11 protein-coding genes are annotated in these 13,894 nt (G+C 72.7%); 6 read left to right on the plus strand and 5 right to left on the minus strand.

All coding sequences use genetic code 11. From position 1 onward, the window contains the following. Positions 1–252: 252 nt before the first annotated feature. Positions 253–1,437, plus strand: a complete 1,185-nt coding sequence (locus AC3ET3_RS18370) for a beta-ketoacyl-[acyl-carrier-protein] synthase family protein (RefSeq protein WP_432136131.1) — start codon at positions 253–255, stop codon at positions 1,435–1,437. Between the two features lie 171 nt (positions 1,438–1,608). Here AC3ET3_RS18370 and AC3ET3_RS18375 read toward each other — a convergent pair whose 3' ends face one another. Continuing rightward, positions 1,609–3,771: an ATP-binding SpoIIE family protein phosphatase gene (locus tag AC3ET3_RS18375; RefSeq protein ID WP_432136132.1), complete on the minus strand. Its 2,163-nt coding sequence runs from the start codon at positions 3,769–3,771 to the stop codon at positions 1,609–1,611. A 721-nt stretch (positions 3,772–4,492) separates the two neighbouring features. Between AC3ET3_RS18375 and AC3ET3_RS18380 the strand changes: the two genes are divergently transcribed. The 3 genes from AC3ET3_RS18380 to AC3ET3_RS18390 all read left to right on the plus strand — a co-directional run bounded on the left by AC3ET3_RS18380 (position 4,493) and on the right by AC3ET3_RS18390 (position 8,976). Then, positions 4,493–6,031 carry a DUF1254 domain-containing protein gene (locus AC3ET3_RS18380; RefSeq protein WP_435612482.1) on the plus strand — a complete coding sequence of 513 codons (1,539 nt, stop codon included), beginning with the start codon at positions 4,493–4,495 and terminating at the stop codon, positions 6,029–6,031. 126 nt (positions 6,032–6,157) lie between these two features. After that, positions 6,158–6,763: a DM13 domain-containing protein gene (locus tag AC3ET3_RS18385; protein ID WP_432136134.1), complete on the plus strand. Its 606-nt coding sequence runs from the start codon at positions 6,158–6,160 to the stop codon at positions 6,761–6,763. A 377-nt stretch (positions 6,764–7,140) separates the two neighbouring features. Next, positions 7,141–8,976 carry a SulP family inorganic anion transporter gene (locus tag AC3ET3_RS18390; protein ID WP_432157425.1) on the plus strand — a complete coding sequence of 612 codons (1,836 nt, stop codon included), beginning with the start codon at positions 7,141–7,143 and terminating at the stop codon, positions 8,974–8,976. Between the two features lie 196 nt (positions 8,977–9,172). Here the strand turns inward: AC3ET3_RS18390 and AC3ET3_RS18395 are convergent, their stop codons facing one another. Together AC3ET3_RS18395 and AC3ET3_RS18400 are read right to left on the minus strand one after the other, a co-directional pair. Beyond that, positions 9,173–9,562, minus strand: coding sequence for a cold-shock protein (locus AC3ET3_RS18395; protein ID WP_432136136.1), 390 nt, complete (start codon positions 9,560–9,562; stop codon positions 9,173–9,175). A gap of 88 nt (positions 9,563–9,650) precedes the next feature. Further along, positions 9,651–10,541 (minus strand): LysR family transcriptional regulator, encoded by an 891-nt coding sequence (locus AC3ET3_RS18400; protein WP_432157424.1) that lies wholly within the window; start codon positions 10,539–10,541, stop codon positions 9,651–9,653. Between the two features lie 68 nt (positions 10,542–10,609). Here AC3ET3_RS18400 and AC3ET3_RS18405 point away from each other — a divergent pair, with 68 nt between their 5' ends. Further along, on the plus strand, positions 10,610–11,551 hold the full coding sequence (locus tag AC3ET3_RS18405) for an EamA family transporter (protein ID WP_435612483.1): 942 nt from the start codon (positions 10,610–10,612) through the stop codon (positions 11,549–11,551). Positions 11,552–11,899: 348 nt separating this feature from the next. Here the strand turns inward: AC3ET3_RS18405 and AC3ET3_RS18410 are convergent, their stop codons facing one another. Then, the gene (locus AC3ET3_RS18410) at positions 11,900–12,307 is read right to left on the minus strand and encodes a DUF5997 family protein (protein WP_435612484.1); all 408 of its coding nucleotides are present in this window, start codon (positions 12,305–12,307) and stop codon (positions 11,900–11,902) included. A gap of 58 nt (positions 12,308–12,365) precedes the next feature. Here AC3ET3_RS18410 and AC3ET3_RS18415 point away from each other — a divergent pair, with 58 nt between their 5' ends. Then, complete coding sequence (locus AC3ET3_RS18415; protein ID WP_435612485.1) at positions 12,366–13,184, plus strand: LysR family substrate-binding domain-containing protein; 819 nt, start codon at positions 12,366–12,368, stop codon at positions 13,182–13,184. Between the two features lie 72 nt (positions 13,185–13,256). Here the strand turns inward: AC3ET3_RS18415 and AC3ET3_RS18420 are convergent, their stop codons facing one another. Next, a complete protein-coding gene (locus AC3ET3_RS18420; protein WP_432136140.1) occupies positions 13,257–13,733 on the minus strand; it encodes an Lrp/AsnC family transcriptional regulator in 477 nt (158 codons plus the stop codon). Positions 13,734–13,894 lie beyond the last annotated feature (161 nt).

Below are 13,894 nucleotides of genomic sequence, written 5' to 3' on the forward strand. Positions count from 1 at the left end.
GGCAAGTCGGGTCGGGCCTGCGCAACCGCTCTGAGGGCCCTGCTGCAGCAGTGTGTGCCGTGTCACGCATTCCAAGTGCTGTCCAAGTTGCGTACATCACAGCGGAAATGTCCCTTTAGCGTCCATGCTCGGAACGGACAGCGACTCCCGAAGTGGAGCCCATCGGCCACCTCTTGGGCGCGAAGCTCCGAAGTGGCCCATGACACATCACTCGTGACACTCCTCCTCGTTCCCCTGGAAAGGTGCCCCATCATGGCCGCTTACCTGTGTCCTCCTGCCGTGATACACGGCGAACACGCCGTGCAGACCAGCCAGATCGTGGCGGAGGTGCGCGACCGTCATCCGCACGCGGCGTGGGCGACGCGGATCGACGGCATCGCGGCCAGCACGGGCATCGAGACACGCGGGTGGATGCTGCCGCTGGAGGCCGCCGTCGCGCCCGGTAGCAGCGGCGGCCTGGGGGCTGTCGGCATCGGGCCGGCCCAAGAGGCGTTGGCACGCGACGGGTTCACCCCGCAGGACGTGGACCGCGTGATCGCCGCGCTTGAGGGGATACCCGCGCCGCAGACCGTCCAGGAGCGCACCGCGCCCGCCTGGGAGGCCGTGCAGTCCTACGGGGAGCGTGCGGCGCGCGGGGCCCTGCAGATCGCCGGGCTGGACGCCGCGGACATCGACTGCCTGATCACCAGCAACTCCACCACCCCGGCGCTGCCGGGTCTGGACATCGCCCTGGCCAACAGGCTGCAGCTCCGCAACGACGTGACGCTGCTGCCGGCGACGCAGTGGGCCTGTATCGCGGGGACCCGCTCCCTGGCGCTGGCGGCGGACCTGGTGGCTGCGGATCCCGACCGGGTGGTCCTGGTCGTGATCGCGGAGGCGCTGAGCACGACCTACCAGCCCGCGGACGACACTCTCGAGTCCCTGATCGTCCGGTTGCTGTTTGCGGACACCGCGGTCGCCGCGGTGGTCACGGGCCGCCCGCGGCGCGAGTCGATGCTGAGGCTGGACGCCGCCTGGCACCACACCCTGCCCGGCACCCAGGACCTGCACCGTCTGGACACGCGGGCGGACGGCACCCACTTCGTGATGGACCGGCGCGGCCCGCGCGCCGTGCAGGAGACAGTCACCGCGATGTGGGATTGGCTGCGCGTCCGTTACCAGGACCACCCCGACTCCTGGCACCCCGACGTGCTGCTGGCGCACCCCGGCGGGACCCGGGTACTCGAGTACATGGAGCAGACGATGCCCGACGCGTGGCCGTCGGGGCTGCTGGACTACAGTCGAGACAGCTACACCAGCGGCAACCGCGGAGGCGCCGCCGTGTTCGACATCATGCGGCGGGCGCACGACGCCGGGCAGAAGTCGGGCAGCCGCGCCGTCCTGTACGCGGCGGCACCAGGCCTGACCGCCACCGCCCTGGAGGGGGAGTGGCTGTAGGGCGACCCCGCGCCACCCGTACCGGCAGACGGGCCGCCCGTATCACCGGTCACGACGCCGGTACCGCCGTGGGCGCCGTTCGTACGGGTCGGTGCCGCCCGATGACGCGTACGCCGCCCGTACCCTCGCCGCGCTCCCGTACGTCGGCCGCGGCCCCGCCCCGCAGCCGCGTCACCCCGCGACCTTCGCCCAGACCACCTTGCCGGTGTCCGTCCACCGCACCCCCCACCGGGTGGTGAGTCTGTGCACGATGCGCAGGCCACGACCGCCGTCGTCGAGGAGGCCGCCCCGGCCCAGACGCGGCCTGCCGGTGCCGGTGTCGCCCACCTCGCACAGCAGGCCGTGACCGGCCCTGATCAGCCGTACCGTGACAGGACCGCCGGCGAAGCGCACCGCGTTGGTGACCAGCTCGCTGACCAGCAACGACACGTTGTCCAAGGTGTCGTCCTTGGAGCGCCATTGCCGCAGCAGCGTGGAGACCTGCGCGCGGGCACGGGCGGGCGCGTCGTCGCGGGCGGGCAGCCGCCAGGTCGCGGTGTCCCCCTTGCGGTAGCCGATCATCCGGGCGAGCAGCAGGGTCACGTCGTCGCGCTGGCGTGCGGGCGTCAGGGCGGAGGCGACCCGCCGTGCGGCCTGCTGCAGGGCGTCCCAGGGGTGCACCGTGGACACGGCGTCCGCAAGCCTGTCGATGGCCTCGTCGATGGACAGCGCCGGATCCTCCACCAGGCCGTCGGTGTAGAGAACGAGCAGGGAGCCCGGGGGCGCGCCGAAAGTGTGCACTTCGAACGGCTCCCGCAGCGCGAACTCGGCGCCCAGGCCGGGATGAGGGCGCACCGCGAGCGGGTTCGCGTGCCCGTCCGGGGACACCAGGACCGGGGGGAGGTGGCCGGCGCTGGACAGCGTTACGTGGTGGCTGACCGGATCGTAGAGGGCGATGCAGCAGGTCGACCCGAGGGCGCTGTAGCCGGCCGCCAGCCCGGACTCCGCGTCGTCCAGTACCGTCACGGTCTCGTCCAGGTGTTCCAGCACCTCGTCGGGCCCCAGACCCGCGGACAGCAGCGCGCGGGCCTCCATGCTCAGCTGGCCCATGGTCGCCGCGGCTCCCAGGCCGTGCCCGACGACATCACCGACCACCAGCGCGGTACGGCCGTCCGGCAGCGGAAAGCTGTTCACCCAGTCGCCGCCGACGCCCGCGCTGTCGGGGGTGGCGGGCTGGTAGACGCTGGCTATCTCGACGGTGTCGCCGCCGGTCCGAGGCAGCAGCCGGCGCTGCAGCGCCAGCACCTGCGTGTGCTCGCGCTGGTGCTGGCGGGCCAGGTCCACGTGATGGACGGTCCTGGCCACCAGTTCCTGCAGGTCGAACAGCTCGCTGTCGCGGAAGGGGGACTCCGCCCGCCGCCAGATCTCCGCCACGCCCAGTACGACAGGCGGCGCGCCGTCCAAGACCAGCGGTATGCATGCCACACCCGCCGACGGGTCACCCGGCACCAGGGCACGTATCACTCGCGGACTGCCGAGTATCCGCTCGACCGCCTCCCGGTCGGGTATGACGATGGCCTGCGGGGCGTCGTCCCGTCGTACCGCCTGCGCCAGCAGGCGACTGGCGTCGCTGGGAAGATCGTCGCCCGGAGTCACGTAGCCCTCGGGCCAGGCCCGGTCCGGCACCAGGGCCGCCCGCCGTAGCCGGATGCGTTCATGCGCCTGCCCGGTCACTCCCTCGCCTGTCCACACGGCGAAGTCGAGGTCGACGGCGGCCACGTCTCCCCAAGCCAGCAGGGACTCAGCCAGCGACTGCGCGGTCTCGCCGATGTCCAGCGAGGTGCCGATAGCGGTCTCGGCGGCGTACAGGTGCAGCCTCCTGGCCATGGCGATCACGGAGACGGTCAGGCCTTCCTGAGGCGCCGCGGCGGGCAGGATGCTCAGCGACACCACCAGCTCCGATCCGTCGCCGCGCCGCAGGCGCTGGATCCGGGCGACGTGTGCCTCACCGGTTTCCAGGACCTGCCGCAACCGCCGCGTGACCGTTGGTACGTCCCCAGGGGGCAGGAGATCGGCGAAACGACTCCCGGCCGCGGCGTCCAGACCCGCGAATACCGGGGCGTCCAGATTGCAGCGGGTGATCCTCAGATCCCGGTCCAGGTTGATGGCGCCGAGAATCTGTTCCTGACGGCCGGCTGCCGCGTTGTCGGGTACGCGTTGGCTGGTGGAGCGGTCCCCCTGCGCGTCTGCGGAACCGGCGGACGCTTCCGCTCCGCCGCTCGGGATGTAGCGCCCCAGGGCGCTGCTGACCATGTCGAACGGCGAAGAAGACGGAGGGGTGGGTGTGGAGTCCATGCGGCTCTCTCAGCAGTTCCCGGCGCAGCGCCGGGGCTGTACTCGGACCCGTGCGACCGGGCCCCGAGATCCCTGACCGCACACCTCATTGAATAACACCGGGCGTCGCTTCGCCCACATCAGCGGATCACGCGGTGAGCGCGGACAGTGCGGACAGTGCGGACAGTGAGGAGTGCCGCGGCCGGTGGGGCCGGGCTCACCTTGCCGGGGGCCGTCGCCCGGCGGTTTGCGACGACCGCCGCGGGACCACTGGGCGCCGCGGCGCCGGGGCTGTCATCGACGGGCCCACTGGCTGACTCCCTGTCCGGCTGACTGGCTGAGCGGCTGTCCGGACCGGCGACGCGCTGTGTTTGATCTTCCTCGTCGTCGATCGGGCCGGGAGTGCCGGGTGCGGCGGCCGCACGCGCCGCGGAGCGGAGCGAGGACTGTGCGCGGTTGCCGCCCGGATCGCCTCCCCGTCAAGTGGCCCACGCCGTGAACGCGTTGAGTGACGGGCAGGGGGACTCATGGGACGGAAAGACCCCATTTGCCGGGGTTCGAGTGCGGGGATTTACTTGAAGAGGAGGTGCGTGTCGGAGCGCCGGCCCGGAATCCCCGCGAAGCAACGGCGCAGAGCGCAGCCGCGTGGCGCTCCGGAGTCGGGACCGCGGCCGACGGCTGCCGGTTCCCCATGCGCGTGGTGGCTGCAAGCTGTGCCGTCCGGCCTCAGGAGAGGAACGCGATGATGGCCCCCACAGCCAACAGCAACCACCCCCGGCGAAGCCTGCGCCACGATCTCGCCGCGACGGCAGCCGGCATCGGTCACGCGGCGGCCGCCACCGGAAAGGCCACCGCGACGGCCGTACGACACCCCGGGGACACCATCGACCGCGCCAGGAAAGCGACGCGGGCCCTGCCCGTGGCATGGCAGTCGATGAAGCCGGCGCTGACCGGCCGGGTGGACGACTGGCGCCGCGAGTACGCGTACACGCTGGGGGAGCAGGCCTTCATCTACGGCTTCCCCTACCTCTACAACGCCGGCCTCCGCCACCGTTGGGTGGCCCAGGAACCCGAGACCGAATCGACGCCCCACATGGCCGTCAACCACTTCTGGCATGCGAGCAGGCTCTGGGACGTCACGGACCGGGAGGGAGTGTCACCCAACATCGACACGCTGTACTCCTGGGCGTGGGTGGACCTGCGCGAGGAACCCCTCATCCTCTCGCACCCGGACATGGGCGACCGCTACTTCACCTTCGAACTGGTGGCGTTCACCTCCGACAACTACGACTACGTCGGCATGCGGGCGACCGGATCCAAAGCCGGCAACTTCGCCCTCATCGGGCCGGAATGGAGCGGTGACCTCCCCAAGGGCGTGCGCCGCACGGCGAACGCCCCCACCCCCTGGGTGCTGATCGTCGGACGGACCCTCATCGACGGCGAGGAAGACCTCCCGGCCGTCCACGCGCTGCAGCAGCAGTACCGGCTGACGCCGCTCCATCTGTTCGGCAAGAAGGGCGCCACGCTCCCGGAACGCCGCGATGTACCGGTGCCGGCCGACCCCGCCGAGGATCCGCTCGCTCCGTGGAAGACACTCAACGCGGCGCTGGCCGAGAACCCGCTGCCCAAGCACCACGAGGTCCTGCTCCGGCAGTTCGCGGAGATCGGCATCGGCCCGGGGCTGGACGTCGAGGCACAGCCGGAGCCGGTGAAGGAGGGCCTGATCCGGGCCGCCGCCACCGCCGTGCCGCTGCTCGAACAGCAGCTGCTCAGCGGCCAGTGGGCCGAACTGATCAACGGCTGGCGCTACGCTCCAGGCAAGGTCGGGCACTACGGGGACGACTTCCTCAGGCGGGCCGCGGAGCAGTCCCTGGTGGGCATCGCCGTCAACGACCCCGAGGAGGCGGTCTACCTGACGGCCTTCACCGACGACGCCGGCGAGACGCTGGCCACCGGCCGCTACGAGCTGCGCTTCGAGGCGGGCACGTTGCCCCCGGTCGACGCGTTCTGGTCGATGACCGCCTACGACGAAAGCCGGAACCTGATCCCGAACCCGATCAACCGGTACTCCGTCGGGGACCGCACCCAGGGATTGGTCACAGACGACGACGGGGGTCTGACCCTCTACCTGCAGCCGGAGTCGCCGGGGCCGGAGCGGGAGTCCAACTGGCTGCCCACCCCGCAACAGGGAATCTGGTACGTCGCGCTGCGGATGTACCTCCCGCGCCCCGAGGTCATCGACGCGCGATGGCACTGCCCGCCCATCAAACGCGTCGGTTGAGGAAGGCAGGTCACGCGACCCGACAGGTCGCCTGCCCGGTGCCGTAAGAGTTCCGTCATCTGTTCGGCGGCCGAAACCGGCCGCCGAACCACTTGAATGGAGGCCTCGGATCGAGAGGAGAGCGACATGGGGCGGGTTCGCCGGAAGCTGACGGGGCCGGTGGCCGTGGGAGTGCTGGGGGTGGCCGCGGTGGTGCTCGCCGCGGGCCTGTACTGGTTCCAGCCATGGAAGCTGTGGCAGGACGAAACGGTGCACGAAGCGCTGCCGGGTGTCGGCGTGGCACCGTCGGAACCGGCCGCGTCGAATCCTCCGGGGGCACAGCCTGGGCCCACCGCACCGGACGAGCCCACCGCACCGGCCACGCCCGCGCCGGCCGAGCCGCGCACGGTGGCGAGCGGTGACCTGATCAGCCACGAGCACGACACGTCCGGCACGGTACGACTGCTGCGCCTGGCCGACGGCTCGCACGTGCTGCGGCTGGAGGGCCTGGACACCAGCAACGGCCCGGACCTGCGTGTCTGGCTCACGGACGCCCCGGTCAAGGCGGGCCGCGCGGGGTGGCACGTCTTCGATGACGGCGAGTACGTCAGCCTCGGCAAGCTCAAGGGGAACAAGGGCGACCAGAACTACCGTCTGCCCGCCGACGTCGATCCGGCCGCGTACACGAGCATGACCATCTGGTGCGACCGCTTCGACGTCTCCTTCGGCGCCGCGGAGCTGACCCCCGTGTGAGCGGCGCGTGAGCGGCCGCGGCGGATCTTCCCGTCGCGCGGCGGCACGGCTGCGGCGATCATGCGCGACCGCCGCACAACGGATTCACGAATTGCTAATTTCTGCAATTCGTTACATGCTGGGACGGCCGCGCCCGCGTCACCGGTAGCCACGGGCGCGGCTGTCCGCGAGTGACGCCGGGGAATCCGAGGGGCCGTGTCCGTACCGCTGTACCAGTCCGAGGCCGAGTTCTTCCGGTTGCTCCTCGCCGCGCTGCGCGCCGCGCAGGCCGCGGCGTGAGCGTCCCGCCCCCGTCGGGGCCCCGCGCGTCGGCCCGTGCCCCGGCGCCCGATCCGGGCGCCGGGGCGACCGCCGCCGCCGCAACGACCACTGCCCGCATGCCCGCCACCTCGGCCCGACCGGACTCCCGGCCGGTTCCCAGCCTCGCGGCCGGCCGATCCGACGCAGGCGCTCCCGACGCCGGTCGTCCCCGTCCCGGCCGCCGGGTCCGGGGCCGTGTCGCCGCCTTGCTGCCGCGCCGCAGCGATCTGGCCGAGGTCCGCCGGGACCCGCGCCGCGACCTGCTGGCCGGTCTCACCGTGGCGATCGTGGCGCTGCCGCTCGCGCTCGGCTTCGGCGTCTCCTCGGGCCTCGGGGCCGAGGCGGGACTTGCCACCGCGGTGGTCGCAGGCGCCCTCGCCGCGATCTTCGGTGGCTCGAACCTGCAGGTCTCCGGGCCGACCGGCGCGATGACCGTCGTTCTGGTGCCGATCGTCGCCGAGCACGGTCCCTCCGGTGTGCTGACCGTCGGTCTGATCGCCGGCGTCCTGCTCGTCGCGCTCGCCGCCCTGCGGGCCGGCGCGTACATGCGCTACGTGCCCGCGCCCGTCGTGGAGGGCTTCACCCTCGGCATCGCCTGCGTGATCGGGCTGCAGCAGATCCCGAACGCCCTGGGCGTGGCGAAGCCCGACGGGGACCGTGTCCTGGTGGTGGCGTGGCGGGCGTTCGAGGAGTTCGCCGCCGCCTCCAACTGGACGGCCGTCGCTCTCGCGGCCGCCGTCGCGGCGGTGATGCTGACCGGCGCCCGCCTGCGCCCGACCGTCCCCTTCTCGGTCATCGCGGTCGCCGTGGCCACCGTCGTCGCTCAACTGGCCCACCTGGACGCGGCACCGCCGATCGGTGACCTGCCGTCCGGCCTGTCCGCGCCCTCTCCGGCCTTCCTCGACCTCGGCTCGCTGGGCTCCCTGCTGGCCCCCGCCGTAGCGGTCGCCGCGCTCGCCGCGCTGGAGTCCCTGCTGTCGGCGTCGGTCGCCGACGGCATGACGGTCGGCCAGCGCCACGATCCCGACCGGGAGCTGTTCGGCCAGGGCCTGGCCAACATCGCCGCTCCGCTGTTCGGCGGGGTCCCCGCGACCGGCGCCATTGCGCGTACCGCGGTCAATGTCCGCAGCGGCGCCGGCTCCCGGCTCGCCTCGCTCACCCACGCGGCGGTCCTCGCCGTGATCGTCTTCACGGCGGCGCCGCTCGTGTCGAGGATCCCGCTGGCCGCCCTCGCCGGGGTCCTGATCGCCACCGCGATTCGGATGGTCGAGGTCGGCTCGCTGAGGGCGATGGCCAGGGCCACCCGTTCCGACGCCGCCGTTCTCGTACTGACCGCCGCCGCGACTCTGGTCCTCGACCTCGTCCGGGCGGTGATCGTCGGCCTGGCCGTGGCCGGTGTCCTCGCGCTGCGGGCGGTCGCCGGACAGGCCCGGCTCGATCAGCTCCCGCTCGACCGGGACGATCACACCGCCGAGGAACACGCCCTGCTCGCCGAGCACATCGTCGCCTACCGCATCGACGGGCCGCTCTTCTTCGCCGCCGCCCACCGCTTCCTGCTCGAGCTGACGGAGGTGGCGGACGTACGGGTGGTGATCCTGCGCATGTCGCGGGTGTCCACCGTGGACGCCACCGGAGCCCTCGTGCTGAAGGACGTCGTGGACAAGCTCGGTCGGCGCGGCATCGTCGTCATGGCCTCCGGCATTCGCCGCGGGCAGCGCCAGGCCCTCGACTCGGTGGGCGCGCTGGCTCCGCTGCGTCACGAGGGCCGGGAGTACGCCACCACCCCCGAGGCGATCCGGGGTGCCCGGCAGTACCTGGAGCGCTCCGGAGTGCTGCCGCCTCCCGCTCCCGACGTCCCGCACCCTCTGGGCACCGGCTCGTGCCCGCCCCGGGCCGACGGCGTGGAGGGCTGATGCTCGCCGGCCCGTCCGCACTGGGCGGCGGGGACTCGTTCGGCAGCGTGAGCACATGGCGGTACGGCAGCGCGGCCGGCGAGGTGCCGTCGGCGCGGCGGGACGGACGGGGAGCCACCGGCGAGGGGGACAGCCCGACGATGCCGCCCGGGCGGCAGGCGCTCAGGCACGCCTCCCGCCGGGCGGCGGCCGTGGATCAGCCCTCGACCCAGCCGTGGTGCTTGGCGAACTGCGCCAGTCCCGAGCGCACTTGGAGGATCTGCTCCGCGGTCAGCGAGGGCGCCGCCGTCAGCAGGGCCTCGGTGACGTCCCGGGTGAACTCCTCCGTGCTCAGCACGTCGCACAGCACGTCGTCGTCGAGGGCGAGCGGCTTGCCGTCCGCACCCCGCGCGAGCCGAACCCCCGACGCCTTCGGCCCGCGTTCGCCGTCCTCGATCTCGAACTCGACCGCGATGCCGCGCCGCACCTGCGACTCCGGCATCAGCATGTCGTTCACGTGCAGGAAGACATCCTCCCCGCCGTCGTCGGGCGCGATGAACCCGTAACCCCGCGCGCTGTCGAAACGCACCACACGACCAGCAACCATCCCTGCCCCCAACAGCCTCGAAACACCCTCTGTGGTGAACCTGGCCAGATCGTAGCCATGACGGGGGCCTCGGGGCGACTCCCGGGCCTCAACGGCCCCGGTAGAGGGCGGTCAGCACCTCCACCACGGCCTGGGTGGCGGGGTGCGGGTCGTCCCGCCACCAGGCCAGCCGAACGGCGACCGGCTCGGCGTCGCGCACCGGCCGGTAGGCGATACCGGGCCGCCGGTACTGGTGGGCCGTCGACTCGGCGGTCATGCCGACGCCGTGTCCGGTGGCGATCACGGTGAGCCAGTCGTCGACGTCGTGGATCTCCTCGGTGGCGGGCCGGGCGTCGGCCGGCCACAGGTCGGGTGTGGTGGTGCCGGTACGACGGTCGATCAGCAGGACGCGGCCACTGAGGTCGGCCAGCCGCACCGAGCGGCGCCGGGCCAACGGGTCATCGGCCGCCAGGGCGCACAGCCGGCGCTCCAGGCCCACGATCACCGAGTCGAACCGCCGGTCGTCCAGTGGCCGCCGGACCACCGCGATGTCGCAGAGTCCCTCGGCCAGGCCCGCGCTGCCCGCGTTCACCCGGACCAGCCGCAACTCGGTCTCCGGGTGACGGGCGGCCCACTGGTGTTGCAGGGCCACGGTGTGGCGGCCGAGCGCCGCCCAGGCGTACCCGACCCGCAGCCGGGTGTGGCCCGAGGTCGCCTCCCGCACGAGGGCGTCCACCTCGGCGAGCACGCGCCGGGCGTGCGCAGCCACCCGCAGTCCGGTCGCCGTCGGCGTCACCACCCGAGAGGTCCGCCGCAACAGGCTCGCCCCGAGCGCCCGTTCGAGTGAGGCGAGGGTGCGGGACACGGCGGCCTGGGACACTCCGAGCAGGGCCGCCGCGTCGGTGAAACCGCCCTCGTCGAGGATCGCCACCAGGCATCTGAGCTGCCGCAGCTCCACGCGGGCCGTCCCGGTCACCGGGGTCACGCCGGCATCATTCATGCGTTCATCGTATAGATCGATCCAGGGATGCATTTTGCGCAAAGGTCGGCGCGCGCGACGATCGCCGCATGCCTGCCGCCTCACCTTCTCCCGGTGCGTCGCCGCACCCCGCCGCCTCCGTCGCTCCCTCCGCCGCCGCTTCCGTGCGCACGTCCCCGGGGGCCGCCCCGGACGCGGGTGCGGCCCGGCTCGCCGGTGTGGCCACCATGGTCGGCAGCGGCCTGTCCAACCAGACCGGCGCCGCCGTCGGCTCCCTGGCGTTCCCCGTGCTCGGACCCGCCGGGGTCGTCGCGGTACGCCAGTACGTGGCCGCCGTCGTCCTGCTGGCCGTCGCCCGGCCCCGGCTGCGGTCCTTCACCGGGCGGCAGTGGGGGCCCGTGCTGCTGCTCGCCGTCGTGTTCGGGACCATGAACCTGTCCCTCTACACCGCGATCGACCGGGTCGGCCTCGGGCTCGCCGTGACCCTCGAGTTCCTCGGCCCGCTCGCCCTCGCCCTGGCCGCAGCCCGCCGCCGGGTGGACGCCTGCTGTGCCGTGGTGGCGGCGGCGGGGGTCGTCACGCTGATGCGTCCCCAGCCCTCCAGCGACTACCTGGGTCTGGGGCTCGGGCTGCTCGCCGCCGCCTGCTGGGCGTCGTACATCCTGCTCAACCGGACCGTCGGGCGACGCGTACCCGGGGCGCAGGGTGCGGCGGCCGCCGCCGCGGTGTCGGCGGTGGTGTTCCTGCCGATCGGGGTCGTCCTGGCACTGCGCACGCCGCCAACGGCGCCGGCGCTCGGCTGTGCCGTCGTGGCCGGCGTGCTCTCGTCGGCCGTGCCCTACCTCGCCGACCTGTTCACCCTGCGCCGGGTGCCACCCGCCGCCTTCGGGCTGTTCATGAGCGTCAACCCGGTCCTCGCCGCGCTGGTCGGGTGGATCGGCCTCGGGCAGTCCCTGCCGCTTGCCGACTGGACGGCCGTCACCGCCGTCGTAGCGGCCAACGCCGTCAGCATCGCGGCGCCGCGCGCGTGACGGGTGCGGGGGTTCCGGCGCCCCGTTGTGTCGGCAGGAGGACCTGCTCCGCGTGGGACGGGCGGGGACGGGCGTTCCGTGACGGCCCGGGGCCTGGGGTCGGGCGGTGACGACGAGGCGGGACCTCCCCCCCCACTCGGCCTGGTGCGGGCTGGGGATGGGGCGTCCTGCGACGGCCGGGGACCTGGGGTCCTGTGGTGACGGGGCGGGACCCGGCGTCGCCCGCGGGGCCGCGGCGTGGCGACCGTGGTGAGGGCCTACGACAGGCCTGTGCCGCCCCCTCGGGCGCCGTTACCCAGCTGCGATGGCCCAGTCACCCTTGCCGGAGCGCCGTATGGCTCCTCTTCGTCACGAGTGAGCCGGCTGCTCCTCCTCGGCGTCGCGCTCGGCGTCGCGTCGCTTGAGGCGGGCGGCCTCCTTGCGCACCTCGGCCTGCGTCGCGCGCTCCTTGACCAGCCACTCGGGCATCTCGCTCCTGACCGCCTCGATCTGCTCGGTGGTCAGCGCCTCGGTCACCCCGCCCCGGGCCAGCCCCGCGATGGACACACCCAGCTTCGAGGCGACCACCGGACGCGGATGCGGGCCGTTCTGTCGCAGCTCCCGCAGCCATTCGGGCGGGTTCGCCTGGAGCTCGTTCAGCTCGGCGCGCGAGACGACACCCTCCTGGAACTCGGCGGGGGTGGCGGGGAGGTACACGCCCAGTTTCTTCGCCGCGGTGGCGGGCTTCATCGTCTGGGCGCTCTGGTGCGACTTCATGCCGTCCAGAGTATCGGCCGCGGCACGGACGTCCGACCACAGCCGGTAATCTGGCGAGGTGACTGACTCGGCGGATCACCCCACCTTCCGGCTCGCCCACGTCCCCGGAGTGATGCCCGCCAAGTGGGTGCGCGTCTGGAACGAGCGCCACCCGGACACCCCGCTCACCCTGCTGCAGGCCACCGCCGCCGAGGCCTGCGATCTCCTGCGGGACGGTTCGGCCGACGCGGGACTGGTCCGCCTCCCCGTCGACCGTACGGTGTTGAGCGCGATTCCCCTGTACACCGAGACCACCGTGGTCGTGGTCCCCAAGGACCATCTGGCCACCGCCGTCGAGGAGGTCGCCCTCGACGACCTCTCCGACGAGGTCGTCCTGCACCCGCTGGACGACGTGCTGCCCTGGGACGGCATGCCGCCCGGCGAACCCGCGTTCGAGCGTCCCGCCACCACGGCCGACGCCGTCGAACTGGTGGCGGCGGGCATCGGCGTCCTCTACGTCCCCCAGTCCCTCGCCCGTCTCCATCACCGCCGCGACCTCACGTACCGCCCGGTCACGGACGCCCCCCGGTCCGGCGTCGTGCTCTCCTGGCCGCAGGACGCCACCACCGACGAGGTCGACGACTTCATCGGCATCGTCCGCGGCCGCACGGTCAACAGCACCCGGGGCCGCACCAGACCGGCCCCCGCGGCCGAGGAGAAGAAGCAGCAGCCCCGCAAGAGCACCGGCGCACGCACGGGCGGCGGTCAGAAGGGTGGGGGTCAGAAGGGCTCCGGGCAGAAGGCCGCCGGCGCGAGGACGGCCGGCGGTCACAAGAGCGCCGGCAGGAAGAGCACCTCCACCAGGCGGGGCGGTGGGAAGCCCCGCCGCCGCTCCTGACCGGACGGTCTCTCCGCGGCGGCCGGCCGGTGTGCGCCGCCGAAGGCGCCGGTGCCGCCACTTCCCGTGCTGTCACCTTCCGGCCGCGCGGCCGATCGACTCCACCAGGGGCAGCAGTCGGTGCGGGACCCGCTCGCGCAGTGCCACCTCGGTGCGGGTGCGGACGACACCGGGAAGACTGATGAGCTTCTGGATCACGTCCTCCAGGTGCGCGTTGTCACGGGCCACCACACGGGTGAGGAGATCGCCGCCGCCGGTGATGGAGAACGCTTCCACGATCTCCGGCACGGCGGCCAGCGCGTCACCCACGTCGTCGAGATGGCCCTGGGTCACCTCGATGTGCACGAACGCGAGCACCGGGTGACCCAGCGCGGCGGGGGAGAGGGAGGGGGCCGTGCCCGTGATCACACCGTCCCGTTCGAGCCGGTCCAGCCGGGCCTGGAGCGTGCCCCGGGCGATGCCGAGGATCCGGGCGTACTCGCGGACGCTCGTACGTGGCTGCTCCAGCAGCAGCCGCAGGATGCGGGTGTCCAGTTCGTCCACGGCCATGGTGCCCGGCCTCCTTGCTTTGTACATGATCTTCAACGACTGTACCAATGGCTCAGCCGGGTGCGATCCGGATGAACCGGACGTCATGGTCCGTTGGTCCGGCCGTGGAGCACGCCGACGCCGCGTGAGTGAGCCAATGGACCAGTCGGAATCGGTCCGCT

The sequence above is a fragment of the Streptomyces sp. bgisy159 genome (assembly GCF_057707805.1).

Excerpts from the sequence above, each read along its gene's own strand:
- AC3ET3_RS18370 (WP_432136131.1), top strand. The coding sequence starts at position 253 with ATGGCCGCTTACCTGTGTCCTCCTGCCGTGATACACGGCGAACACGCC.
- AC3ET3_RS18375 (WP_432136132.1), bottom strand. The coding sequence starts at position 3,771 with ATGGACTCCACACCCACCCCTCCGTCTTCTTCGCCGTTCGACATGGTC.
- AC3ET3_RS18380 (WP_435612482.1), top strand. The coding sequence starts at position 4,493 with ATGATGGCCCCCACAGCCAACAGCAACCACCCCCGGCGAAGCCTGCGC.
- AC3ET3_RS18385 (WP_432136134.1), top strand. The coding sequence starts at position 6,158 with ATGGGGCGGGTTCGCCGGAAGCTGACGGGGCCGGTGGCCGTGGGAGTG.
- AC3ET3_RS18390 (WP_432157425.1), top strand. The coding sequence starts at position 7,141 with ATGCCCGCCACCTCGGCCCGACCGGACTCCCGGCCGGTTCCCAGCCTC.
- AC3ET3_RS18395 (WP_432136136.1), bottom strand. The coding sequence starts at position 9,562 with ATGGTTGCTGGTCGTGTGGTGCGTTTCGACAGCGCGCGGGGTTACGGG.
- AC3ET3_RS18400 (WP_432157424.1), bottom strand. The coding sequence starts at position 10,541 with ATGAATGATGCCGGCGTGACCCCGGTGACCGGGACGGCCCGCGTGGAG.
- AC3ET3_RS18405 (WP_435612483.1), top strand. The coding sequence starts at position 10,610 with ATGCCTGCCGCCTCACCTTCTCCCGGTGCGTCGCCGCACCCCGCCGCC.
- AC3ET3_RS18410 (WP_435612484.1), bottom strand. The coding sequence starts at position 12,307 with ATGAAGTCGCACCAGAGCGCCCAGACGATGAAGCCCGCCACCGCGGCG.
- AC3ET3_RS18420 (WP_432136140.1), bottom strand. The coding sequence starts at position 13,733 with ATGGCCGTGGACGAACTGGACACCCGCATCCTGCGGCTGCTGCTGGAG.